A 24215-nucleotide genomic window follows, 5' to 3' on the forward strand; every position below is an offset into this window, starting at 1 on the left:
AGCGGCTCGTCGGCCTGCGGCTCGTCGGCCTGCGGCTCGTCGGCCTGCGGCTCGTCGGCCTGCGGCTCGTCGGCCTGCGGCTCGTCGGCCTGCGGCTCGTCGGCCTGCGGCCTCCCTGCCCATGCGGCCTCGCGGCTCTGCCTTCTTGCAGCCGGCCGCAGTCTCGCCGCCACCGACTCCTACGCTGCTCGCGGCCTCGCGGCCTCGGCGAGCCGCCTGGCGGACCGGAGACAGCCGTCCCGCCGCCCCGCCGAGCCGCCTGACGAACCGGAGACAGCCGAAGCTGCGCAGCAGTGCGGCTTCGCAGGTGCGATTCGCTTGCGGTCTGCCCGGCTTCGGTCACGGCACGGTCACGGACCGTCCCCGGATTCCGCGGCCGAACGAGCTGCCGGTTTCGGTGCGGTGTCGGAGTGGTACGCCTCGCACCCCGTCCCGTAGCCCCGTGCGGGTCGTCTTCCGCCCTGCTCAGAGTGGCATTCGCGTGTCCGTGAGGTGTCCGGGGCGGACCACGGAAGTGACAGCGATTTCCGTCAAGTACTTGACTGCGGTAACCCACACAGCCGAGCTTGGAGTTCATAACTTGTAAGTGGCCCGGTTCCGCAGATGTGACCTGGGCCACGGGCGGCGCAGGGGCCGCCCGGCCGATGGCGGGAGTGGATGGGTCGATGGAGACTCCGGGGTCGCAGTCGTCGCTGCACCGAGCCAACCTGGAACGAGTCGTACGGGCAGTGCGGCTTGCCGGGTCGCTCACGCAGGCGGAGATCGCGCGTACGACCGGCCTGTCCGCGGCGACGGTCTCCAACATCGTGCGGGAACTGAAGGACGGCGGGACGGTTGAGGTCACGCCCACGTCGGCGGGCGGGCGACGCGCCCGCAGCGTCTCGCTGAGCGGGGACGCCGGCATCGTGATCGGCGTCGACTTCGGGCACACGCACCTGCGCGTCGCGATCGGGAACCTCGCGCACCAGGTACTGGCCGAGGAGTCCGAGCCGCTGGACGTCGACGCCTCCGCCACCCAGGGCTTCGACCGGGCGGAAGAGCTGGTCAATCGCCTGATCGCGGCAACCGGCGTGGATCGGTCCAAGGTGGCGGGAGTGGGGCTGGGCGTGCCCGGCCCGATCGACGTCGAGTCGGGGACCCTGGGGTCCACCGCCATCCTGCCCGGCTGGGGCGGCACCAAGCCCGCGGAGGAGATGCGCGAGCGCCTCGGTGTGCCCGTGCAGGTGGACAACGACGCCAACCTCGGCGCCCTCGGCGAGCTGGTCTGGGGCAGCGGCAAGGGCGTGCGCGACCTCGCCTACATCAAGGTCGCGAGCGGTGTCGGCGCCGGTCTGGTCATCAACGGGAAGATCTATCGCGGCCCGGGTGGCACCGCAGGTGAAATCGGACATATTACACTCGATGAATCCGGCCCGGTCTGCCGTTGCGGCAACCGCGGCTGCCTGGAGACCTTCGCGGCCGCGCGGTACGTGCTCCCGCTGCTCCAGCCCAGCCATGGCTCCGACCTGACGATGGAAGGCGTCGTACGGCTGGCCAGGGACGGAGACCCGGGCTGCCGTCGGGTGATCGCCGACGTCGGCCGCCATATCGGCAGTGGAGTGGCCAATCTTTGCAACCTTCTGAACCCGAGCCGGGTGGTCCTGGGCGGTGATCTCGCCGAGGCCGGAGAGCTCGTTCTCGGACCCATCAGGGAGTCTGTCGGCCGCTACGCCATCCCCAGTGCGGCGCGCCAACTGTCCGTTCTCCCGGGGGCACTTGGAGGCCGTGCGGAGGTGCTCGGAGCGCTCGCTCTCGCACTCAGCGAGATGGGCGATTCGACACTTTTGGACGGCTCTGTGACCGGCTCGCTGTCGACGGCCACGCCTGCCTTCACTTAGAGAACGGATGGCACCGTTGCCATCTCGTTAAGGATTTACTTCTTGACGTCGCACGTGTGGCCGAGTTGACTTCCAGCCACCTCGGCCGCAACGACGCGGCCTCGTCAGGGAGGTTTCAAAGAGTGAACATGCGTATGCGTCGTGCGGCCTTCGCCGTTGCTGCTGGTGCCATGGCCGTGTCGCTGGCCGCTTGTGGCAGTGCCAAGGAGTCCAAGGGCAGCGACAGCTCTTCCTCGTCGTCCGCCAAGAAGGGCGACAACATCAAGGTCGGTCTCCTGCTTCCGGAGAACAAGACCGCCCGCTACGAGAAGTTCGACAAGCCGCTGATCGAGAAGAAGATCATGGAGCTGACGAACAACAAGGCGGACTTCCAGTACAACAACGCCCGTCAGGACGCGAACCTGCAGGCGCAGCAGGTCGACACCATGATCACCAACAAGGTGGACGTCCTGATCCTGGACGCGGTGGACGCCAAGGCCATCCAGAACTCCGTCCAGAAGGCCGTGGACGCCGGCATCAAGGTCGTCGCGTACGACCGCCTCGCCGAGGGCCCGATCAGCGCCTACACCTCGTTCGACAACGAGGAGGTCGGCAAGACCCAGGGCGAGGCCCTGCTGAAGGCGCTGGGCAGCAAGGCCGGCAAGTCCTCCAAGATCGTCATGGTCAACGGCTCGGTGACCGACCCGAACGCCGCCATGTTCAAGAAGGGCGCGCACTCCGTCCTCGACGGCAAGGTCACCATCGCCAAGGAGTACGACACCAAGGAGTGGTCGCCGGACAACGCCAACTCCGAGATGGAGTCGGCGATCTCCGCGGTCGGCAAGGGCAAGATCGCGGGTGTCTACTCCGCGAACGACGGCATGGCCGGCGGTATCATCACCGCCCTGAAGGCCGCGGGTCTCTCCGTCCCGGTCACCGGCCAGGACGCCGAGCTGGCCGGTGTGCAGCGCATCGTCTCCGGTGAGCAGTACATGAGCGTCTACAAGCCGTACGCCCCGGAGGCCGACGCCGCCGCCACGATGGCCGTGTACCTCGCCCAGGGCAAGTCGCTCGACTCGGTCGCCAAGGACAAGGTCTCCTCCGGCTCCGCCAAGGACGTCGCGTCGGTCCTGGTCCCGGTCACCTCGCTGACCAAGGACAACATCAAGGACACCGTCATCAAGGACGGCGTCTACACGGCCGCCGACATCTGCACGGGCAAGTACAAGTCCGCCTGCGACAAGCTCGGCATCAGCTAAGCAGTCCCCAAGTCCCTTCCCGGTCACGGGCATTCGCACCCCGAACGCCCGTCCGGGACCGGACGGACTGCCCCAGGCCCCTCCGGCGCCCCGCGCATCAGACAGCCCCGCAAGCTCGGCGCGGGGCGCCGGACGGAACTCCCCCAAACTTCTGCACAACCTCCCGCCGGGTCAGGCGGCGAAGGAGATGGTTCACGTGTCCGCTACGCCCGTGCTGGCGTTGCGCGGGGTCTCCAAGCGATTCGGTGCCGTTCAGGCGCTCACCGACGTAGAGCTTGAGATCCACGCCGGTGAGGTGGTCGCCCTCGTAGGCGACAACGGTGCCGGAAAGTCCACGCTGGTCAAGACGATCGCCGGCGTGCACCCCATCGATGAGGGCGTCATCGAGTGGGGCGGCAAGCCTGTTTCGATCAGCAGGCCGCACGACGCCCAGGCCCTGGGCATCGCGACGGTGTACCAGGACCTCGCGCTGTGCGACAACATCGACGTCGTCGGCAACCTGTTCCTCGGCCGCGAGCTGAGGAAGTGGGGCGTCCTGGACGAGGTCGAGATGGAGCGCCGCGCCCGCGAGCTGCTCACCACGCTCTCGATCCGCATCCCGAGCGTGCGCATCCCGATCGCCTCGCTCTCCGGCGGTCAGCGCCAGACCGTGGCCATCGCCCGTTCGATGCTCGGCGACCCCAAGCTGGTCATCCTGGACGAGCCCACCGCCGCCCTCGGTGTCGAGCAGACCGCACAGGTCCTCGACCTCGTCGAGCGCCTGCGCGAGCGCGGTCACGCCGTCATCCTCATCAGCCACAACATGGCGGACGTGAAGGCGGTGGCCGACAAGGTCGCCGTCCTGCGCCTCGGCCGCAACAACGGCGTCTTCGAGGTCAAGTCGACCTCGCAGGAGGAGATCATCTCCGCCATCACCGGCGCCACCGACAACGCCGTGACCCGCCGTGCGGCGCGCACGTCCGGGGAGGTTTCCAAGTGAGCATCGACAAGACCTCCGCGAACGTGGACAAGTCCGGCGCGGACGCGCCCGTCGTGAACCCCGAGGCCGCGGCCGCCGCGGTCACCGCGGTCGACCCGCGCCTGCTGGTGCGCGAGCAGGGCCTGCTCGGCTACTGGACCGAGTTCAAGCGCAAGATGAAGGCCGGTGAACTGGGTTCCCTCCCGGTCGTCCTGGGCCTCGCGATCATCTGCATCATCTTCCAGGCCCTGAACTCCGAGTTCCTCTCGGCGCAGAACATCAGCAACATCACGGTCACGATGGTCGGCACGGGCATGATCTCCGTGGGCATCGTCTTCGTGCTGCTGCTCGGTGAGATCGACCTGTCGGTCGGCTCGGTCAGCGGCGCGGCCAGCGCCCTCGCGGCCGTCCTCACGGTCAACCAGGGCTGGCCCGAGTGGCTCGCCGTGCTCGTCGCCATCGCCGTCGGTGCCGCCATCGGCTCGCTGCACGGCTTCTTCTTCGCGGTGCTCGGCGCGCCCGCCTTCGCCGTGACCCTGGCCGGTCTGCTGTTCTGGCTCGGCTTCATGCTCAAGGTGCTGGGCGAGGACGGCACGATCAACCTCGACAGCGACGGTCTGATCGGCAAGCTGACCACGTACAGCTTCGAGGACGTGGCCGCCGCCTACGGGCTCGCGGTCGTCGTGGTCGCGCTGTTCTTCATCAGCTCCTTCCTGGGCAACCGCCGCCGGGAGGCCGCGGGCGTCCCGTCCCGGCCGCTCAGCGACACGGTCCTGCGCACGGTCCTGCTGGCCGTGGTCTCCTTCGCCGGTGCCTACATGTACAACCAGTACAAGGGCCTGCCGCTGGCCACCGTGATCTTCCTCGGGTTCCTGGTCGCCACCGACTTCCTCCTGCGGCGCACCGCCTACGGCCGCAAGATCTTCGCGCTCGGTGGCAGCGTCGAGGCCTCGCGCCGTGCGGGTATCAACGTCACCGCGGTGCGGATCTCCGTGTTCGCCATCTCCGGTGGGTTCGCGGCGATCGGCGGCCTCTTCCTGGCCTCGAAGATCGCCTCCGCCAACCAGAGCGCCGGTACGGGTGACCTGCTGATGAACGCGATCGCCGCGGCCGTCATCGGTGGCACGTCGCTGTTCGGTGGCCGGGGTCGTACCTGGAACGCCCTGCTGGGTGTGCTGGTGATCGTGTCGATCCAGTACGGTCTCCAGCTGGAGTCCATCGCGGAGCCGGTGAAGTACATGATCACCGCCGCGGTTCTGCTGACCACCGTGGTCATCGACTCCATCACCCGGAAGACGCAGAAGACCGCGGGTCGCGCGTAGCGCCCCTTAAGGTTGGACAGTTGCCCGGTGCCTCAAAGGTGCCGGGCACTGTCGTGTCCCACAAAGCCGGAACATTAGACTCGTCAAGCCCGGCAACAGCTCGATCAGCTCTACTTGCAAGGAGGCACGGGTGCCGCTGCTGACCCGCATCAGGGGACCGCGCGATCTGGACCGGCTCAGCCTGGAGGAGCTGGACCAGCTGGCAGAGGAGATCCGGACCTTCCTCGTCGACGCCGTCTCCAAGACAGGCGGCCACCTCGGCCCTAACCTGGGCGTGGTCGAGCTCACCATCGCCCTGCACCGCGTCTTCGAGTCCCCGAAGGACAAGGTGCTGTGGGACACGGGCCACCAGTCTTACGTGCACAAGCTGCTCACCGGCCGGCAGGACTTCTCCCGGCTGAAGATGAAGGGCGGTCTGTCCGGCTACCCGGCGCAGGCCGAGTCCGAGCACGACGTCATCGAGAACAGCCACGCGTCCACCGTGCTCGGCTGGGCCGACGGCATCGCCAAGGCCAACCAGCTGAAGAAGCGGGACAGCCACGTCGTCGCCGTGATCGGTGACGGTGCGCTGACCGGTGGCATGGCCTGGGAGGCGCTGAACAACATCGCCGAGGCCAAGGACCGCCCGCTCGTCATCGTCGTCAACGACAACGAGCGCTCCTACGCCCCGACCATCGGCGGCCTCGCCAACCACCTGGCCACCCTGCGCACGACCGACGGTTACGAGCGCTTCCTGGCCCGGACGAAGGACATCCTCGACCGCACCCCGGTCGTCGGCCGGCCGCTGTACGAGACGCTCCACGGCGCCAAGAAGGGGCTGAAGGACTTCATCGCCCCGCAGGGCATGTTCGAGGACCTGGGTCTGAAGTACGTCGGTCCCATCGACGGCCACGACATCGAGGCGCTGGAGTCCGCGCTGGCGCGGGCCAAGCGGTTCGGCGGGCCGGTCATCGTGCACTGCCTCACCGAGAAGGGCCGTGGCTACCAGCCCGCCCTCCAGGACGAGGCCGACCGCTTCCACGCCGTCGGCAAGATCCACCCGGACACCGGCCTGCCGATCGCGTCCTCCGGCGCCGACTGGACCTCGGTGTTCGGCGAGGAGATGGTCAGGCTCGGCGAGGAGCGCGAGGACATCGTCGCCATCACCGCGGCCATGCTCCAGCCGGTCGGCCTGGACCGGTTCGCCAAGCGCTTCCCCGAGCGCGTGTACGACGTCGGCATCGCCGAGCAGCACGGCGCCGTCTCCGCGGCCGGCCTGGCCCACGCCGGTGTGCACCCGGTGTTCGCCGTCTACGCGACCTTCCTCAACCGCGCCTTCGACCAGGTCCTGATGGACGTGGCCCTGCACAAGTGCGGGGTGACCTTCGTCCTGGACCGGGCCGGCGTCACCGGCACCGACGGCGCCTCCCACAACGGCATGTGGGACATGTCGATCCTGCAGGTCGTGCCCGGGCTCCGGCTGGCCGCGCCGCGCGATGCCGACCAGGTGCGGGCGCAGCTGCGCGAGGCCGTCGCCGTCGAGGACGCGCCCACCGTGGTGCGCTTCTCCAAGGGCGCCGTGGGCCCCGCCGTACCGGCCGTGGGCCGCGTCGGCGGCATGGACGTGCTGCGCGAGCCGGGCACCGAACGCCCGGACGTGCTGCTGGTCTCCGTGGGCGCCCTCGCCCCGATGTGCCTGGAGATCGCCGCCCTGCTCGACAAGCAGGGCATCTCCACCACGGTCGTCGACCCGCGCTGGGTCAAGCCCGTCGACGAGGCGATGGCCCCGCTCGCCGAGCGCCACCGGGTCGTCGTCACCGTCGAGGACAACAGTCGCGTCGGCGGTGTCGGCTCGGCGGTCGCCCAGGCCCTCAGGGACGCGGGCGTGGACGTGCCGCTGCGTGACTTCGGCATCCCGCCGCGCTTCCTCGACCACGCCTCCCGCGCGGAGGTCATGGCAGAGATCGGGCTGACCGCGCCGGACATCGCCCGGCAGGTCACCGGTCTGGTCGCCAAGCTGGACGGCCGGTTCGACCGCACTGCCGACGAGGTCGAATCCGTCGAAACCGCACGCGACTAGGCAATTTCGGGAAAGCCCCCGCATGGCCGGTTTCGCCCCCTTCCCAGGTGGCGGAGCCGGTCCTTTTGCGTGAACCTGCCTGTGCCGGGGCATACGCATCCCCAGCCCTCTCGATCATGTCGAGGACGACGAGCGCGTGGGAGGTAGGCCCCGTGAGCAACAGCCTCTTCCGGACGAAGAAGGTCGAGCAGTCCATCCTCGACACCGAGGAGCCAGAACACGCGCTCAAGAAGTCCCTGACCGCGCTGGACCTGACCGTCTTCGGTGTCGGTGTCATCATCGGTACCGGCATCTTCGTCCTCACCGGCAAGGTCGCGAAGGAGACCGCGGGCCCCGCGGTCTCCCTGGGTTTCGTGGTGGCCGGCGTCGTCTGCGCCCTCGCCGCGCTGTGCTACGCGGAGTTCGCCTCCACGGTCCCGGTCGCCGGTTCGGCGTACACCTTCTCGTACGCCTCCATCGGTGAACTGCCCGCCTGGATCATCGGCTGGGACCTGGTCCTGGAGTTCGCGCTCGGCACGGCGGTGGTCGCCGTCGGCTGGTCCGGATACATGAGGTCGCTGCTGGACAACGCGGGCTGGCACCTGCCCGACTATCTCGCCGGCCGGGACGGGGCCACGGGCTTCGGCTTCGACATCCTGGCGGCCGGGCTGGTCCTGGTGCTCACCACCATCCTCGTCATCGGCATGAAGCTGTCCGCGCGGGTCACCGAGGTCGTCGTCGCCATCAAGGTGACGGTCGTCCTGATCGTGATCGTGGCCGGTGCCTTCTTCATCAACAGCGACAACTACAAGCCGTTCATCCCCAAGGCCCAGACGGTGGAGGCCGGGGGCAATCTCAAGGCGCCGCTCATCCAGCTGATGGCCGGCTGGGCGCCGTCCAACTTCGGCGTGTTGGGCATCTTCACCGCCGCCTCCGTGGTCTTCTTCGCCTTCATCGGCTTCGACGTCGTGGCCACCGCCGCCGAGGAGACCAAGAACCCGCAGCGGGACATGCCGCGCGGCATCCTCGGCTCCCTGTTCATCTGCACGGCGCTGTACGTGGCGGTGTCCATCGTCGTCACCGGCATGCAGCACTACAGCGAGCTGTCCGTCGACGCCCCGCTCGCCGACGCCTTCAAGGCCAACGGCCATCCCTGGTTCGCGGGCGCGATCAGCTTCGGCGCCGTCATCGGCCTGACCACGGTCTGCATGATCCTGCTGCTCGGCCAGACCCGGGTCTTCTTCGCGATGAGCCGCGACGGCCTGCTGCCCCGCTTCTTCTCCATCGTCCACCCGCGCTTCCGCACCCCGCACCGGCCGACCATCCTGCTCGGCGTGCTCATCGCCGTCATCGCGGGCTTCACCAGCCTGAGCGAGCTGGCCGAACTGGTGAACATCGGCACGCTGTTCGCCTTCGTCGTCGTCGCGGTCGGCGTGGTCGTCCTGCGTCGCACCCGCCCGGACCTGCACCGGTCCTTCCGCACCCCGTGGGTGCCGTTCATCCCGATCCTGTCCGTCGCCGCCACCCTGTGGCTGATGCTGAACCTGCCTGCCGAGACCTGGCTCCGGTTCGCCATCTGGATGGTCATCGGCTCTTTCGTCTACTTCCTCTACGGCCGCTCGCACAGCCGCCTCGGCCGGCACGAGGAGACCACCGCCGGCCAGGTCATCCACCCGCCGAACGGCGACGGCAAGTAACCGCCCGAGTCTCTGATCCTGCCCCGTATGTCCTGCTGAGGTGGGAACTGTGGGGCCGGATAGCGTGCTCCTCATGCTTGTCGCCCCGCTCGCCCCCGCACGGTCCGTGACGACCCGAACGGCGTACTGGACGCGGTTGCTGCCCGCCCTCGCGGCCCTGGCCTGTGTCACCCGGGTGCCCTCCTTCGTCCGGCCGGTGTGGAACGCCGACGAGGGCTATCTCGCCGTACAGGCCCGCCTGCTCGCCCATGGCGGGCACCTGTACGAGACGGTCGTGGACCGCAAACCCCCGCTGGTGCCCTGGCTGTACGAGGCCGCCTTCGCGGTCTGCGGCTCCGGTTCCCTCGCGCCGGTCCGGGTGCTGGCGGTCCTCGCGCAGACGCTCACCGCCGTCCTGCTCGCCTCCCTGGCGCGGCGCCGCTGGGGCGACACCGCGGGCCGTACCGCGGGGGTGCTGTACCTGCTGGTGTCCGTCGGCCTCAACCCCGAGGACGCGCAGGCCGCCACCTTCGAGGTGTTCATACTGCCCGCCACGGCGGCCGCCCTGTGGTGCGCGGACCGCGGCCGCTGGGGCGCGGCCGGGACCGCCGTCGCCTGCGCCTTCCTCGCCAAGCAGACCGGGGGAGCGGTGCTGCTGCCGGTGGCCTGGCTGCTGCACCGTGCCGGCACCCCGGGCGCGGGCGCGCTGCGGCTCGCGGCCGGGTTCGCCGTACCGGTGCTGTGCGCGGCCCTGGTCACGGACCCCGCCGGATTCCTGTTCTGGACGGTCACCGGCTCCGCCGCCTACGCCTCCTTCACCGGCTCGGAACTCCACGCCCTCGACCGTGGCCTGGCCAACACCGCGCTGCTGGCCGTGGCCTGCGCGGGCCTGATCCCACCGGTCGTACGGTCCCTGCGTACCACCCGCAGCGCCCGCAGCGGCGTGGCCGGCGTGGCCGACCTGTGGCTGTGGCTGGCGTCCTCGGCCGTCGCCGTCACCCTCGGCTTCCACTTCTTCGGCCATTACTTTCTGCAACTCACCCCGCCCGCGGCCCTGCTGGCCACGGCCGCGCTGCGGGCTTCGCCCCGCGAGCGGCCGGCGGTCGCCGTTCTCACCTCGGCCGGCTGCTGCGCCCTGTTCGTCGCCTGGGGCCTGCTCGCGCCGCGCACCGAACTCGCCCACGCCCAGCGCCTCGCCGCCGCCCTCGCCCAGCGCACCGCGCCCGCCGACCGCGTCCTCGTGTGGGGCATGCACCCGGAGACGTACTGGCTGGCCCGTCGTACCCCCGCCACCCGCTACCTCACCGCCGGCCTGCTCACCAACTACAGCGGCGGCCGCGACGGCCCCCAGGTCGGCGAGAAGTACGCGGTCGAGGGCGCCTGGCCCGTCTTCCGGGCGGAACTGACCGCACACGCCCCCGCCCTCGTCGTCGACGACTCACGCGGCAAGCCGTACGCACCCGACCGCGTGCCCAGCCTGCGCCGGGTGCTGGACGCGCGGTACGAGGAGGTGGGGACGGTGGACGGCGCGGTGCTCTACGCCCGGATTCCGCGCGGCTGAGGGGGAGTTGGCCGTGGTGCCGGGCGGACCCGCTGCTATGCTCGCAGCAGTGATTTGAACACGTTCAACTCAGGGGGATCTGATGTACGTACCGACCGCGCCCGGCCACAAGGACTCGCCCGCCGTCGCCCTGGGCCCCACCTCACTCGTCTTCGGGGCCGTCGCGGCCATCGGTGCCTGGCCCTCCCTCATGCTGGCCGTACTGCCGTGGTCGCTCATCGCGGCACCGCTCGCCCTCACCTTCGGCCTCGCGGGCATCCACTTCGCCCGCCGGGGGATCGGCCGCATGTGGACCGCCGTCGCCGGAACCGCCCTCGGATTCGTCGGAGTGGCCGGTGCCCTCACCCTGATCGTGGCGTTGGCCGAGTGGTAGGGCGGCCCCCGCCCGCTCAGCCGAGGACGGTGCGCGGACCGGCCACCTCCGCGCCCAGCTCGGTCACCCGGCGCCGCAGTTCACGGTCGGCCGTGACCACGAGACGGGCCCGGTCGGGGTGCTCGGCGGTCAGCTGCACGATCCGGTCGTCCCCGCTGCCGGGCGCCTCCGCGACCCGTACTCCAGGCACCGACTCCACGCCACGGGCGGCACCCTCGACCACGAGCACCAGCTCCACGGCGCCCTCATGACCCGGCAGGCCCTCGCGGGCCAGCCGGTCGCGCAGCCGCTCGGCGGCGCCCCTGCGGTCCCGCCACCAGCCGTCGGGCCGCGACCCGACCACGTTCGCGCCGTCGACGATCACGAGCAGCGGGCCGTCCGGGTCCGGGGAACCGAGGGGGTCGTCCATGGGGCAAGGGTCCCACGCCACCGGTGAGGGGGCGGGCCCCGGCCTGCGACCAGGTCCGCTTAGAGTGATCCGGTGAACGGCGACTGGCTCCTGCGCGGCCGCGACGGCCGACTCGGTGTCTACCAGCTGTCGGGCGACGCCGTCCTGTGCCGGGCGGAGCGCGGCCCGGACGGCCACTGGTCCGACCCGCACAAGGTGGGCGGCGACCAGAAACTCCACCCCGTCCTCACCGTCGGCCAGGGCGCCGACGGCTACGCCCACCTGGTCTCCTGGCGGCCCACCACCAAGGGCGAATCGGGTCTGGTGCACTCCACCCACTTCCGCCCGCACCTCGCGGCCCTGGACTGGAGCCCCATCGGCCACCCGGACAAGAAGGGCGACCGCACCGGCACCCCCGCCGTCGCCGTGGACGCGCGGGGCCGCGCCCATGTCTTCGTACGGAACAAGGGCGGCGGGGTGAGCCTGCTGGCGCAGAAGGAGAAGGGCGGCTGGGAGCCCTGGCGGGACCTGAAGGGCCGTGAGGTCCAGGAGGGCCTGGCGGCGGTGACGGGGGAGTCCGGCAGGGTCGAGCTGTACGCGGCCGCCCCGGGGGTCGTCCTGTACTGGCGTCAGGAGGAGCCGGGCGCCCAGCCGGTGCTCCAGGAGGCCCTGGAGACGGCAGTGCGCCCCGGCACCCTGCACGCCCTGGCCACGTCCCCCGACAGCACGACCGTCTACTACACCGACGACTCGGGCGACCTGTGCGCCTGGCGCCCCGGCACCAAGCCGGTCACCCTTCTTCCCGCTGCGGGCTCCGGCCCGGTCGCGGCGGTCCGCTGCGAGCTCGACGGCCACGACTGCACTCTGCTGGCCCAGCGCTCGGCGAGCGGTCGCGTCGCCTTCGCCGCGTACCCGACCGAGCTGGAGTCGGCGGGCGCGTGGTGGACGGAGTCGGGTCCGCACCTGCCGGTGGACGCGCTGGTCTCCCTGGCCGTGGACGAGGACGACCGGGTGGTGGCGGCAACGTTGTCCCCGTCGACCGGCCAACTCCTGCTGACCAGACGCAAGGACGAGCCGGGACTGGCGCTACAGGCGTGGCGGCCGCTCTGACCACGCAGAAGGGCCCCGCCGAAGCGGGGCCCTTCTTCATGTCACCGGGTGTTACGCGGGAACGCTCGCCACGCCGGGGGCGAGGAACTTCTTGCCGTTCACGCGCTCCGAGACGCCCTCACGGTCCAGGTACGGCGTGATGCCGCCCAGGTGGAAGGGCCAGCCGGCGCCCGTGATGAGGCAGAGGTCGATGTCCTGGGCCTCGGCGACGACGCCCTCGTCGAGCATGAGCCCGATCTCCTGCGCCACCGCGTCGAGCACGCGGTCGCGCACCTGCTCCTCGGTCAGGACGGAGTCGCCCTGCTGCAGCAGCGCCGCGACCTCGGGGTCCAGCTCCGGCTTGCCGCTGTCGTAGACGTAGAAGCCGCGCTTGCCCGCCTTGACGACGGCCGCGAGGTTCGGGGAGACCGTGAAGCGGTCCGGGAAGGCCCGGTTGAGGGTCTCCGAGACGTGCAGACCGATCGCGGGACCGACCAGCTCCAGCAGCACCAGCGGGGACATCGGCAGACCGAGCGGCTCGATGGCCTTCTCGGCGACCTCGACCGGGGTGCCCTCGTCGATGACGTTCTGGATCTCGCCCATGAAGCGGGTCAGGATGCGGTTCACGACGAACGCCGGGGCGTCCTTGGTGAGGACCGCGGTCTTCTTCAGCTTCTTGGCGACGCCGAACGCGGTGGCCAGCGAGGCGTCGTCGGTCTGCTCGCCCCGGACGATCTCCAGGAGCGGGAGGACGGCGACCGGGTTGAAGAAGTGGAAGCCGACGACCCGCTCGGGGTGCTGCAGCTTCGACGCCATCTCCGTGACCGACAGCGAGGAGGTGTTGGTGGCGAGGATCGCGTGCGCCGGGGCGACCGCCTCGACCTCGGCGAACACCTGCTGCTTGACGCCGATCTCCTCGAAGACCGCCTCGATGATGAAGTCGGCGTCCGAGAAGCCCTCGGCCTTGTCCAGGACACCGGTCACCAGCGCCTTGAGGCGGTTGGCCTTGTCCTGGTTGATCCGGCCCTTGCCGAGCAGCTTGTCGATCTCGGCGTGGACGTAGCCCACACCCTTGTCGACGCGCTCCTGGTCGATGTCGGTCAGGACGACCGGCACCTCCAGGCGGCGCAGGAAGAGCAGCGCGAGCTGGCTGGCCATCAGACCGGCGCCGACGACACCGACCTTGGTGACCGGGCGGGCCAGGTTCTTGTCCGGGGCGCCCGCGGGACGCTTGCCGCGCTTCTGCACCAGGTTGAACGCGTAGATGCCGGAGCGCAGTTCGCCGCCCATGATCAGGTCGGCGAGGGCGACGTCCTCGGCGTCGTAACCCTGCTGCAGGTCGCCGTTCTTGGCGGCCGCGATGATGTCCAGGGCGCGGTAGGCGGCCGGAGCGGCTCCGTGCACCTTGGAGTCCGCGACGAAGCGGCCCTTGGCGACGGCCTGGTCCCAGGCCTCGCCGCGGTCGATCACCGGACGCTCGACCTCGACGTCGCCCTTGAGGACGTTCGCGGTCCAGATCAGCGACTGCTCCAGGAAGTCGGCGCCCTCGAAGATCGCGTCCGCGATGCCGAGGTCGAAGACCTGCTGGCCCTTGAGCTGCTTGTTCTGGTTGAGGCTGTTCTCGATGATGACCGAGACGGCCTTGTCGGCGCCGATCAGGTTCGGCAGCAGCGCGCAGCCGCCCCAGCCCGGGACCAGGCCCAGGAAGACCTCGGGGAGGGAGAACGCCGGGATCGCCTTGGAGACGGTCCGGTAGGAGCAGTGCAGGCCGACCTCGACGCCGCCGCCCATCGCCGCGCCGTTGTAGTACGCGAAGGTCGGGACCGCGAGGGCCGCGAGACGCTTGAAGACCTCGTGGCCGCCCTTGCCGATGGCCAGCGCGTCCTCGTGCTTCTTCAGCAGCTCGACGCCCTTGAGGTCGGCGCCGACCGCGAAGATGAACGGCTTGCCGGTGATGCCGACGCCGACGATGTCGCCGGCCGCGGCCTCCGCCTCGACCTGGTCGATCGCGGTGTTCAGGTTCGCCAGCGAGGCCGGACCGAAGGTGGTCGGCTTGGTGTGGTCGAAGCCGTTGTCAAGGGTGATGAGCGCAAAACGCCCCGCACCGAACGGCAGGTCGAGGTGGCGTACGTGCGCGGACGTCACGACCTCGTCGGGGAACAGCTCGGCCGCACCCTTCAGAAGCTCAGCGGTGGTGCTCACTTGTCCCCCTCGAAGTGCGGGTTCTCCCAGATGACCGTCGCGCCCATGCCGAAGCCGACGCACATGGTGTTCAGGCCGTAGCGGACGTGCGGCTGCTCCTCGAACTGGCGGGCCAGCTGCGTCATCAGACGGACACCGGAGGAGGCCAGCGGGTGGCCGTAGGCGATGGCGCCGCCGTACTGGTTGACGCGCGCGTCGTCGTCGGCGATGCCGTAGTGCTCCAGGAAGGCGAGAACCTGGACGGCGAAGGCCTCGTTGATCTCGAAGAGACCGATGTCGGAGATGCTGAGCCCCGCCTGGGCGAGGGCCTTCTCCGTGGCCGGGATCGGGCCGTAGCCCATGACCTCGGGCTCGACGCCGGCGAAGGCGTAGGAGACCAGGCGCATCTTGACCGGCAGGTTGTTCTCGCGGGCGAAGTCCTCGCTCGCGATGATCGACGCGGTGGCGCCGTCGTTCAGGCCGGCCGCGTTACCGGCGGTGACCCGGCCGTGGACGCGGAACGGGGTCTTGAGGCCCTGCAGGTTCTCCAGGGTCGTACCCGGGCGCATCGGCTCGTCGGCGGTGACCAGGCCCCAGCCGGTCTCGCCGGCCTCGGGGTTGGTGCGGCGCACCGAGATCGGCACCAGGTCCTGCTGGATCTTGCCGTCGGCGTACGCCTTGGCGGCCTTCTCCTGCGAGCGCACGGCGTATTCGTCGGCGCGCTGCTTGGTGATGGTCGGGTAGCGGTCGTGCAGGTTCTCGGCGGTCATGCCCATGAACAGGGCGGACTCGTCGACCAGCTTCTCGCTGACGAAGCGCGGGTTCGGGTCCACGCCCTCGCCCATCGGGTGGCGGCCCATGTGCTCCACACCACCGGCGATGACGGCGTCGTAGGCGCCGAACGCGATCGAACCGGCGGTGGTCGTCACGGCGGTCAGGGCGCCGGCGCACATGCGGTCGATCGAGTAGCCCGGGACGGACTGCGGCAGACCGGCGAGGATGCCGGCCGTACGACCGAGGGTCAGGCCCTGGTCACCGATCTGCGTGGTCGCGGCGATGGCGACCTCGTCGATCTTCTTCGGGTCCAGCCCGGGGTTGCGTCGCAGCAGCTCCCGGATCGCCTTCACGACGAGGTCGTCGGCGCGGGTCTCGTGGTAGATGCCCTTCGGGCCCGCCTTGCCGAACGGGGTGCGGACGCCGTCGACGAAGACGACGTCCCTGACGGTACGAGGCACGATGGCTCTCCTCCAGGGTGCGGGATGGCACTGCTGCGATGCGCTGAGCGCGCGCTCAGACACATGCTACTTATGAGTAACGTAGCTGCCCAGTCCCGGCGGCGGGAGCGGCGAACGTCACATCCGCCCGCCCAGGATCTTGGCGTGATCTCGACGCCTCTGTTCCGCTTGATCTACGGCGCCTCATGCGGCGAGCGGTCACGTAGACGCGCCCCAAAGGGGCGCGGGGAACTGCGCGAGCAACCACGAATGACCCGCGGTCGCCGTACGAGATCAAGCGCTACGGCGACTAGGCACCCGTGGCAGCCAGCGCAGCGACCAGCACCGGCGTGACCTGCTCCACCTGCCAGGCCCGCGCACCGTATCCGGCCAGCGCGACCTCGACGGACCCGGCGTCCACCACCTTCGGCGGCTCCCAGCAGATCCTTCGCACCGTGTCCGGGGAGACCAGGTTCTCCTGGGGCATGGTGAGCTGCTCGGCCAGAGCCGACACTCCTGCCCGGGCCGCGGACAGCCGAGCCGCGGCAGCGGGGTCCTTGTCCGCCCAGGCCCGCGGCGGTGGCGGCCCGGCGACCGGCTGCCCGGGCTGCGGCAGCGCGGAGTCCGGCAGGGCCTTGGCCCGGTCGACCGCCGCCTGCCACTGGTCCAGCTGCCGCCGCCCGACCCGATGCCCGAACCCGTTCAGCGCGGCCAGGGCGTGTGTGTTGATCGGCAAAGAGAGCGCGGCCTCGACGATGGCCGCGTCCGAGAGCACCTTGCCCGGCGACACATCCCGCCGCTGGGCGATCCGGTCCCGTGTCTGCCACAGCTCCCGGACGACGGCCAGCTGCCGGCGCCGCCGCACCTTGTGCATGCCGGACGTGCGGCGCCAGGGGTCCTTGCGGGGCTCGGCGGGCGGAGCGGACGCGATCGCGTCGAACTCCTGGCGCGCCCAGTCCAGCTTGCCCTGCCGGTCCAGCTCCTTCTCCAGGGCGTCCCTGAGGTCGACGAGGAGTTCCACGTCCAGGGCGGCATAGCGCAGCCACGGCTCGGGCAGCGGACGGGTGGACCAGTCGACGGCGGAGTGCCCCTTCTCCAGGACGAAGCCGAGGACGCCCTCGACCATGGCGCCGAGGCCGACCCGGGGGAACCCGGCGAGCCGCCCGGCCAGCTCGGTGTCGAACAACGATGTCGGCACCATGCCTATCTCGCGCAGGCAGGGCAGGTCCTGGGTGGCGGCGTGCAGCACCCACTCGACGCCGGACAGCGCCTCGCCGAGACCGGACAGGTCGGGACAGGCGACGGGGTCGATCAGCGCGGTGCCGGCGCCCTCGCGGCGCAGCTGCACCAGATAGGCGCGCTGGCCGTACCGGTAGCCGGAGGCGCGCTCGGCGTCGACGGCGACGGGGCCGGAGCCGGCGGCGAAGGCGGCGATCACCTCGGCCAGGGCGTTCTCGTCGGTGATCACCGGCGGAATGCCCTCGCGGGGTTCGAGAAGTGGCGTCGGCGCCCCCGTCACAGAAGATCCGGCGTCGTCCGGAGGAGTGCCTCCGGTGGTGCGCAGGGCACTGTCTGCTGCGGTGTCTTGGGCGTCGGTCACCTGTCAAGGGTATCCGTGTGTGGACAGCGCCCGTCGACGGAACGTTCCGTCGACGGGCACCGGAGGGTCGTAAACCAGTCAGGCCGGTGAAACTCACGGTTCACATGAGTGAACCAGGGGCTCCGCCGAGCAGCTCGGCGGCGGTGTCGGTCAGGGGCTCAAGGGCTTAGCGGTTCAGGGGATGGGGGAATGGGGGACGGGGGGCAAGGGGTAGGGGCTCAGTGGATGATCCCGGTACGCAGGGCCACGGCGACCATTCCGGCCCGGTCGCCCGTGCCGAGCTTGCGCGCGATGCGGGCGAGGTGGCTCTTCACGGTCAGGGCGGACAGGCCCATCGAGACGCCGATGGCCTTGTTCGACTGGCCTTCCGCGACTAGCCGCAGCACCTCGACCTCGCGTCCGGACAGCTCGCGGTAGCCGCCCGGGTGGCTCGGGGCACCCGGGGGGCGGCGGTGCATCCGGGCGGCGGCACCGAGGGGGGCGGCACCGGGTCGGGTGGGGAGCCCGATGTTCGTCCGGGTGCCGGTGACGACGTAGCCCTTGACTCCGCCGGCCAGGGCGTTGCGGACGGCGCCGATGTCGTCGGCGGCGGAGAGGGCCAGCCCGTTGGGCCAGCCCGCGGCGCGGGTCTCGGACAGCAGGGTCAGGCCGGAGCCGTCGGGCAGGTGGACGTCGGCGACACAGATGTCGCGGGGGTTGCCGATGCGGGGACGAGCCTCCGCGACGGACGAGGCCTCGATGACGTCGCGGACACCGAGCGCCCACAGATGGCGGGTGACGGTGGAGCGGACGCGCGGGTCGGCCACGACCACCATGGCGGTCGGCTTGTTCGGGCGGTAGGCGACCAGGCTTGCGGGCTGCTCGAGGAGAACGGACACCAGGCCTCCTGGGGTGGGGGGACGGGGCCGGCTTGTGGGGATGAAGCCGGGACGAACCGTGCTTTGAAGGTCACAGTCGTCTTCGGCAGCAAACGCGTCCGCCTTTAGAGAATGATCACGATCTAGTGAGTAACAATCCGTGCAATTCGGACACACGATCGATCATCCGAAGATCGAGTCGGTTCGGGCCTATGCGATTCGAGTGCGGAAAGTGGCCGTATCGACAAAGAGATGGTCAACAAGGGGTCTGTGAGGATTACGGAGCCCTGTCAGGAGTACGTCGATACGGCCGGGATCACGTCACCGGGACTGCGGACCCCTGCGCTGCGGCAGCGTCACCACCGAGGCGTCGCCCGGTCCGGCCGGGGGCAGCCCGCCGACCTGGGCCAGCAGATCGCACCACGAGGCCAGGTGACCGGCGGTGTCCGGCACTCCGCCGAGGCCTTCGCGGGGCGTCCACGAAGCGCGGATCTCGATCTGCGAGGCGGCGGGGCGCTCGGACAGACCGCCGAAGTAGTGCGAGCTGGCACGTGTGACGGTGCCGCTCGGCTCGCCGTACGTCAGCCCGCGCGACTGCAGCGCACCGGTCAGCCACGACCAGCACACCTCCGGCAGCAGCGGATCGGCCGCCATCTCCGGCTCCAGCTCCGCGCGCACCAGCGTCACCAGCCGGAACGTGCCCTGCCAGGCGTCGTGCCCGGCCGGGTCGTGCAGCAGCACCAGCCGTCCGTCGGCCAGCTCCTGCTCGCCGTCGATCACCACGGCCTCCACCGCGTACGCGTACGGCGCCAGCCGCTGTGGAGCCGGCGTCGGCTCCACCTCGACCTGCGGCCTCAGGCGCGCGGCCCGCAGCGCCTCGACCGCGGCCCGGAACGCCGGCGGCCCCGCCGCACCCGCATGCCCCTCCGCCTCCGCGTTCCCCTTCGCGTCGTCCATTCCGCCAGCGCCGTCCGACAGTCGTCCCTGAGCCGCAGCCATGCGGGGAAGAGTAAGGGGAACCGGGGCTTTGTGCAGGGCAACACACCCCGCACCCGTTGTTGCCGTGGCCACGTGCGTTCCGCTCACCGGCGTCGTGGGAGACTTGCCCGGTGACCGCCAACGACGCCTCCACGGGCCAGCAGCCGACAGCCGCGTACGACAGCGCCTTCCTCAAGGCGTGCAGGCGCGAACCCGTGCCGCACACCCCCGTGTGGTTCATGCGTCAGGCCGGCCGCTCGCTGCCCGAGTACCGCAAGGTGCGTGAGGGCATCCCCATGCTGGAGTCGTGCATGCGGCCCGAGCTGGTCACCGAGATCACGCTGCAGCCGGTGCGCCGCCACAACGTGGACGCGGCGATCTACTTCAGCGACATCGTCGTCCCGCTCAAGGCGATCGGCGTCGACCTCGACATCAAGCCCGGTGTCGGCCCGGTCGTCGAACAGCCGATCCGCACCCGTGCCGACCTCGCCCGGCTGCGCGATCTCACCCCCGAGGACGTCGCCTACGTCACCGAGGCGATCGGCCTGCTCACCCGCGAGCTGGGCTCGACCCCGCTGATCGGTTTCGCGGGCGCGCCTTTCACCCTCGCGAGCTACCTGGTCGAGGGCGGTCCCTCGCGTTCGTACGAGAACGCCAAGGCGATGATGTACGGCGACCCCGAGCTGTGGGCCGACCTGCTGGACCGCCTGGCCGACATCACGGCCGCCTTCCTGAAGGTGCAGATCGAGGCGGGCGCCTCGGCCGTCCAGCTCTTCGACTCCTGGGTCGGCGCGCTGGCCCCGGCCGACTACGTGAAGTCCGTGATGCCCGCCTCGGCGAAGGTGTTCGAGGCCGTCGCCGGGTACGGCGTCCCGCGCATCCACTTCGGTGTCGGCACCGGTGAGCTGCTGAAGCTCATGGGCGAGGCCGGTGCGGACGTCGTCGGCGTCGACTGGCGCGTCCCGCTGGACGAGGCCGTGCGCCGGGTCGGCCCCGGCAAGGCGCTGCAGGGCAACCTCGACCCGACCGTCCTGTTCACCGACAAGGACACCGTCGAGGCCAGGGCCCGCGAGGTGCTGGACGCGGCCGCCGGTCTCGAGGGGCATGTCTTCAACCTCGGCCACGGAGTGCCGCCCAACACCGACCCGGACGTGCTGACCCGGCTCGTGGACTACGTCCACGCGGCGAGCGCCCGCTGAGCGGACCCGCTCGCAGCGGCCCCCGTCACCACACCTGACGGGGCCGGGCCTGCCTGCCGAACAGCAGGCGGGGCGGCTCCGGAGGTGGCGGGGTGCCGGGCTTGAGCGGCCAGGCCAGCAGCATGCCCGCCACGAAGCCGACCACATGGGCCGCGTAGGCCACCGTTCCGCCGGAGACCCCGTGCCCGGAGGAGTACACCGCCTGCAGGCCGAACCAGAAGCCCAGCACCAGCCAGGCGGGCAGCCTGAGCGGCAGGAAGACCAGGAACGGCACGAGGACCCACACCCGCGCTCTCGGATACAGCACCAGATAGGCGCCGAGGACTCCGGCGATCGCCCCGGACGCGCCGATCAGCGGGTCGCCGGAGGAGTCGTTGAGCAGCGCGAAGCCGTAACCGGCCGCGTAGCCGCAGACGACGTAGAAGAGGAAGTAGCGGATGTGGCCCATCCGGTCCTCGACGTTGTTGCCGAAGATCAGCAGGAAGAGCATGTTGCCCAGCAGGTGCAGCCAGCTGCCGTGCAGGAACATCGCGGTGAACACGGACAGGGGCGGGGACTTGCGGTAGCGGGCCGGCCCCACCACACAGCCCGGGCCGTGCGGGCCCACGCCCACGTCGCCCGTCGGGACCAGCTGCGGCAACTGATGGTGGATCAACTCCCGGGGGACCGCCGCGTAGTGGTCCGTGAACGCCTGCAGATGGCACAGCTGCGCCAGATCGCTGCCGCCCGCCACGGAGCCGGCCATGCCGGGCGTGGTGAGGAAGACCAGGACGTTCGCGGCGATGAGCGCGTACGTCACGTAGGGCGTCCGGCGTGCCGGGTTCACGTCATGGACGGGGATGACCACACAGAACTAGTGCCCGCGATGCGGCGCGCGAATCGGTGAACGCGGCCGGGCGGGCTTGCGTATCTGTTCTCAACCGACGTGAGGACAGGCGATGGAAGCTCCGCAGGTTTCGGCGATGCATGCTCTGCCCGATGGTGAGGCCGAGCTGTCTTTGGTGGTACGGCTCCCCTGGGAGGACGTTGCGCGGCTCGGTCAGGAGGCGGGGCGGCTGGCCTCGCAGATGCAGCGGCCCGTGACGTTGGACGAGGCGGTGAGCTATCGGCTGCGGTCGACTCGGCCGTCCGCCTCTCATGCGAAGCCTTCGGCCGAGCAGCCCGCGGCCGTGACATCGAGTGCGGGCGTCACTTCCTTGCCGCGCATCAGTAGCGGGACGGCCTGAGGAGCGCTGCGTACGTCACCGCGGCCGTACTTTTGACGCCGCCTTTCTCGCTGCGACCAGTACCGGGTCCCAGACCGGCGAGAACGGCGGGGCGTAGCCCAGGTCCAGGGCTGTCATCTGCTCCACCGTCATGCCTGCGGTGAGGGCCACCGCCGCGATGTCGACCCGCTTGGCCGCGCCCTCTCTGCCGACGATCTGGACGCCGAGCAGCCGGCCGGTGCGGCGTTCGGCGAGCATCTTGACCGTCATGGGGGAGGCGCCGGGGTAGTAGCCGGCGCGGCTGGTCGACTCGATGGTGACGGTCTCGAACTGCAGGCCCACGCGGTGGGCGTCCTTCTCGCGCAGGCCGGTGCGGGCGATCTCCAGGTCGCACACCTTGCTGACGGCCGTGCCGACCACGCCCGGGAAGGTGGCGTAGCCGCCGCCGACGTTGGTGCCGATGACCTGGCCGTGCTTGTTGGCGTGAGTGCCGAGCGGGACGTACTGCTCCTGCCCGGAGACCAGGTTCAGTACCTCGACACAGTCGCCGCCCGCCCAGATCTCCTCGTGACCGCGTACGCGCATCGCGAGGTCGGTGAGCAGGCCGCCGCGGGCGCCGAGGGGGAGGCCCGCCGCTCGGGCGAGCGTGGTCTCGGGGTGTACGCCGATGCCGAGGACGACGACGTCCGCGGGGTACTCGGCGTCCTCCGTGGCCACCGCGCGGACCCGGCCGTCCCCGCCGGTGAGCAGCTTGGTGACCTCGGCGTCGTTCACCATGGTGATGCCGAGGCCCTCCATGGCCCGGTGCACCAGACGGCCCATGTCCGGGTCGAGCGTGGACATCGGCTCGCTGCCGCGGTTGACGACGGTCACCTCGTAGCCGCGGTTGATCAGCGCTTCGGCCATCTCCACGCCGATGTATCCGGCGCCGACGACGACCGCGCGCCGGCCGCCCGTGTGGACCAGCGAGTCCAGCAGGGCCTGGCCGTCGTCGAGTGTCTGCACGCCGTGCACGCCCGGGGCGTCCGCGCCGGGCATGTCCGGGCGGATCGGGCGGGCGCCGGTCGCGATCACGAGTTTGTCGTACGACACCCAGGACTCGTCCCCGGAATCGACGTCACGCGCGCGTACCCGACGGCCCGCGACGTCGATCTCCGTGACCTCCGTCCGCATCCGCAGGTCGATGTCCCGCGCGCGGTGCTCCTCCGGTGTGCGCGCGATCAGCCGGTCCCGCTCGGGCACGTCACCGCCGACCCAGTACGGGATCCCGCACGCCGAGTAGGAGGAGAAGTGGCCGCGCTCGAAGGCCACGATCTCCAGTTCGTCCGGCCCCCGCATCCGGCGCGCCTGCGACGCCGCGGACATCCCCGCGGCGTCGCCGCCGATCACGACCAGCCGTTCCCTGTCGCCCCGCCCGCTCCTCATGCTCATGCGAACACGCTACGGGGCGTGTCCATTTCAGTCCTGGTCGGGCGTGCCGGACGGGTCCGGTACCGGGCGGGCCTGGGGCAGCGGGGCAGCGGTCGGCGTCGCGGGTGCGGGCTGGGCGCGGCGCAGCAGGCGGGGGCGTACGACGCGCAGCCGGAGCAGCGCCAGCAGTGCCGCCAGCGCGGCGAACGGCAGGACCGCGCCGAGGGCCAGGGCGATCCAGCGCAGCATCGTGACGAACACGTGCCAGCCGCCCGACAGGGCGTCCACGAAGCCGGGGGTGCCGTCCTCGGCGGCCTTCTTCACCGGCGTCTCGGACAGGGCCAGGGCGATGGTGGCGAGGCTGGTGCGGTCCTTCAGCGACGCCTGCTGTGCGAGCAGCGCCTCCAGGTCCGCCTCCCGGCTGCTCAGTTCCCCTTCGAGGGTGACGACGTCGCTCAGCTTGGTCGCCTTGTCCATCAGCTCGCGGATCCGGGCCACGCTGGCCCGCTGCGACGTGATCCGGCTGTCCACGTCCACGACCTGGTCGGTGACGTCCTCCGCCTTCGCCGTGCGCTCGACCAGCTTGCCGGAGCCCTGCAGGTCGGCGAGGACGTCGTCGTACTTCTCGGTGGGCACGCGCAGCACGACCCGGGTCTGCTCGTGGCCCTCGGTGTCCCGGCGGGTGCTCTCCTTGCCGACGTAGCCGCCCGCGCTCTCAGCCGTCGTACGGGCCGCCTCCAGTGCCTTGGGCACGTCCTTGACCTCGACGGTCAGGGAGGCGGTGCGGATGATGGCGCTCGGGGTCAGCCGGGGCGTTCTCGGGGCCGACTTGGCGTCCTCCGCCTTGGCCGCGGCGGCGCCCGCCTGCGGTGCCGAGCCCCCCGCGGCGGACTTCGCGTCGCCCGAGTCGTTCGCGCCGCTGCACCCGGCGAGCGTGAGGGAGGCGGCGAGCAGGACCCCGGCCAGGACCTGGACGGAGCGTGCGGAACGTGGTGTGCGCATGGGCTGTACCCCCCGATGACGGTGACCTGTGACGCTCCTTGGACGCCGG

Annotated in this window: 20 protein-coding genes; 11 read left to right on the plus strand and 9 right to left on the minus strand. The window is 70.6% G+C overall.

What is annotated here, in order from left to right; all coding sequences use genetic code 11:
• The first annotated feature begins 665 nt into the window (after positions 1–665).
• The 8 genes from ACIRVH_RS00530 (at position 666) to ACIRVH_RS00565 (ending at position 11043) form a co-directional block, all read left to right on the plus strand.
• A complete protein-coding gene (locus ACIRVH_RS00530; protein ID WP_403947020.1) occupies positions 666–1877 on the plus strand; it encodes an ROK family transcriptional regulator in 1212 nt (403 codons plus the stop codon).
• Positions 1878–2011: 134 nt separating this feature from the next.
• Complete coding sequence (locus tag ACIRVH_RS00535; RefSeq protein ID WP_403947777.1) at positions 2012–3115, plus strand: sugar ABC transporter substrate-binding protein; 1104 nt, start codon at positions 2012–2014, stop codon at positions 3113–3115.
• Between the two features lie 187 nt (positions 3116–3302).
• On the plus strand, positions 3303–4094 hold the full coding sequence (locus tag ACIRVH_RS00540) for an ATP-binding cassette domain-containing protein (RefSeq protein WP_403947022.1): 792 nt from the start codon (positions 3303–3305) through the stop codon (positions 4092–4094).
• Positions 4091–5395 (plus strand): sugar ABC transporter permease, encoded by a 1305-nt coding sequence (locus ACIRVH_RS00545; RefSeq protein WP_403947024.1) that lies wholly within the window; start codon positions 4091–4093, stop codon positions 5393–5395. The genes ACIRVH_RS00540 and ACIRVH_RS00545 overlap by 4 nt, the downstream gene beginning before the upstream one ends.
• Positions 5396–5525: 130 nt before the next feature.
• Positions 5526–7454 carry a 1-deoxy-D-xylulose-5-phosphate synthase gene (gene dxs, locus ACIRVH_RS00550; protein ID WP_403947026.1) on the plus strand — a complete coding sequence of 643 codons (1929 nt, stop codon included), beginning with the start codon at positions 5526–5528 and terminating at the stop codon, positions 7452–7454.
• 152 nt (positions 7455–7606) lie between these two features.
• A complete protein-coding gene (locus ACIRVH_RS00555; RefSeq protein WP_403947028.1) occupies positions 7607–9130 on the plus strand; it encodes an amino acid permease in 1524 nt (507 codons plus the stop codon).
• A gap of 73 nt (positions 9131–9203) precedes the next feature.
• Positions 9204–10670 (plus strand): ArnT family glycosyltransferase, encoded by a 1467-nt coding sequence (locus ACIRVH_RS00560; RefSeq protein ID WP_403947030.1) that lies wholly within the window; start codon positions 9204–9206, stop codon positions 10668–10670.
• An 82-nt stretch (positions 10671–10752) separates the two neighbouring features.
• Positions 10753–11043, plus strand: a complete 291-nt coding sequence (locus ACIRVH_RS00565) for a hypothetical protein (RefSeq protein ID WP_403947032.1) — start codon at positions 10753–10755, stop codon at positions 11041–11043.
• Positions 11044–11059: 16 nt separating this feature from the next.
• On the opposite strand, the gene ACIRVH_RS00570 is transcribed toward ACIRVH_RS00565, so the two are convergent.
• Positions 11060–11452 (minus strand): NTP pyrophosphohydrolase, encoded by a 393-nt coding sequence (locus ACIRVH_RS00570; protein WP_403947034.1) that lies wholly within the window; start codon positions 11450–11452, stop codon positions 11060–11062.
• 72 nt (positions 11453–11524) lie between these two features.
• Here ACIRVH_RS00570 and ACIRVH_RS00575 point away from each other — a divergent pair, with 72 nt between their 5' ends.
• Entirely contained in the window at positions 11525–12541 is a 1017-nt protein-coding gene (locus ACIRVH_RS00575) for a hypothetical protein (RefSeq protein ID WP_403947036.1), read from the plus strand.
• Positions 12542–12592: 51 nt separating this feature from the next.
• Here the strand turns inward: ACIRVH_RS00575 and ACIRVH_RS00580 are convergent, their stop codons facing one another.
• From ACIRVH_RS00580 to ACIRVH_RS00600, 5 genes are all read right to left on the minus strand, one after another.
• On the minus strand, positions 12593–14722 hold the full coding sequence (locus ACIRVH_RS00580) for a 3-hydroxyacyl-CoA dehydrogenase NAD-binding domain-containing protein (protein ID WP_403947038.1): 2130 nt from the start codon (positions 14720–14722) through the stop codon (positions 12593–12595).
• Positions 14719–15936, minus strand: coding sequence for an acetyl-CoA C-acyltransferase (locus ACIRVH_RS00585; RefSeq protein WP_263213749.1), 1218 nt, complete (start codon positions 15934–15936; stop codon positions 14719–14721). Before ACIRVH_RS00585 ends, ACIRVH_RS00580 begins: the two co-directional genes overlap by 4 nt.
• Positions 15937–16225: 289 nt before the next feature.
• Entirely contained in the window at positions 16226–17515 is a 1290-nt protein-coding gene (locus tag ACIRVH_RS00590; protein WP_403947040.1) for a ribonuclease D, read from the minus strand.
• A 218-nt stretch (positions 17516–17733) separates the two neighbouring features.
• Positions 17734–18393 carry a response regulator transcription factor gene (locus ACIRVH_RS00595; RefSeq protein ID WP_250401061.1) on the minus strand — a complete coding sequence of 220 codons (660 nt, stop codon included), beginning with the start codon at positions 18391–18393 and terminating at the stop codon, positions 17734–17736.
• Positions 18394–18693: 300 nt separating this feature from the next.
• A complete protein-coding gene (locus tag ACIRVH_RS00600) occupies positions 18694–19371 on the minus strand; it encodes a DUF3000 domain-containing protein (RefSeq protein WP_403947042.1) in 678 nt (225 codons plus the stop codon).
• Between the two features lie 110 nt (positions 19372–19481).
• Between ACIRVH_RS00600 and hemE the strand changes: the two genes are divergently transcribed.
• A complete protein-coding gene (gene hemE / locus ACIRVH_RS00605) occupies positions 19482–20549 on the plus strand; it encodes a uroporphyrinogen decarboxylase (RefSeq protein ID WP_403947044.1) in 1068 nt (355 codons plus the stop codon).
• Between the two features lie 25 nt (positions 20550–20574).
• On the opposite strand, the gene ACIRVH_RS00610 is transcribed toward hemE, so the two are convergent.
• Positions 20575–21396, minus strand: a complete 822-nt coding sequence (locus tag ACIRVH_RS00610) for a rhomboid family intramembrane serine protease (protein ID WP_403947046.1) — start codon at positions 21394–21396, stop codon at positions 20575–20577.
• Between the two features lie 115 nt (positions 21397–21511).
• Here ACIRVH_RS00610 and ACIRVH_RS00615 point away from each other — a divergent pair, with 115 nt between their 5' ends.
• A complete protein-coding gene (locus ACIRVH_RS00615; protein ID WP_403947779.1) occupies positions 21512–21775 on the plus strand; it encodes a hypothetical protein in 264 nt (87 codons plus the stop codon).
• 15 nt (positions 21776–21790) lie between these two features.
• Here the strand turns inward: ACIRVH_RS00615 and ACIRVH_RS00620 are convergent, their stop codons facing one another.
• The gene (locus ACIRVH_RS00620; RefSeq protein ID WP_403947048.1) at positions 21791–23185 is read right to left on the minus strand and encodes an FAD-dependent oxidoreductase; all 1395 of its coding nucleotides are present in this window, start codon (positions 23183–23185) and stop codon (positions 21791–21793) included.
• Positions 23186–23212: 27 nt separating this feature from the next.
• Positions 23213–24166, minus strand: a complete 954-nt coding sequence (locus ACIRVH_RS00625; RefSeq protein ID WP_403947050.1) for a DUF4349 domain-containing protein — start codon at positions 24164–24166, stop codon at positions 23213–23215.
• Between the last annotated feature and the right edge of the window lie 49 nt (positions 24167–24215).

Origin of the sequence: Streptomyces sp. NPDC101165 (assembly GCF_044768135.1) — a bacterium.
Lineage (GTDB): Bacteria > Actinomycetota > Actinomycetes > Streptomycetales > Streptomycetaceae > Streptomyces.

Excerpts from the sequence above, each read along its gene's own strand:
- ACIRVH_RS00625 (WP_403947050.1), bottom strand. The coding sequence starts at position 24,166 with ATGCGCACACCACGTTCCGCACGCTCCGTCCAGGTCCTGGCCGGGGTC.
- ACIRVH_RS00615 (WP_403947779.1), top strand. The coding sequence starts at position 21,512 with ATGCATGCTCTGCCCGATGGTGAGGCCGAGCTGTCTTTGGTGGTACGG.
- ACIRVH_RS00530 (WP_403947020.1), top strand. The coding sequence starts at position 666 with ATGGAGACTCCGGGGTCGCAGTCGTCGCTGCACCGAGCCAACCTGGAA.
- ACIRVH_RS00570 (WP_403947034.1), bottom strand. The coding sequence starts at position 11,452 with ATGGACGACCCCCTCGGTTCCCCGGACCCGGACGGCCCGCTGCTCGTG.
- ACIRVH_RS00535 (WP_403947777.1), top strand. The coding sequence starts at position 2,012 with ATGCGTCGTGCGGCCTTCGCCGTTGCTGCTGGTGCCATGGCCGTGTCG.
- ACIRVH_RS00600 (WP_403947042.1), bottom strand. The coding sequence starts at position 19,371 with ATGGCTGCGGCTCAGGGACGACTGTCGGACGGCGCTGGCGGAATGGAC.
- ACIRVH_RS00540 (WP_403947022.1), top strand. The coding sequence starts at position 3,303 with ATGGTTCACGTGTCCGCTACGCCCGTGCTGGCGTTGCGCGGGGTCTCC.
- ACIRVH_RS00560 (WP_403947030.1), top strand. The coding sequence starts at position 9,204 with ATGCTTGTCGCCCCGCTCGCCCCCGCACGGTCCGTGACGACCCGAACG.
- ACIRVH_RS00565 (WP_403947032.1), top strand. The coding sequence starts at position 10,753 with ATGTACGTACCGACCGCGCCCGGCCACAAGGACTCGCCCGCCGTCGCC.
- ACIRVH_RS00620 (WP_403947048.1), bottom strand. The coding sequence starts at position 23,185 with ATGAGCATGAGGAGCGGGCGGGGCGACAGGGAACGGCTGGTCGTGATC.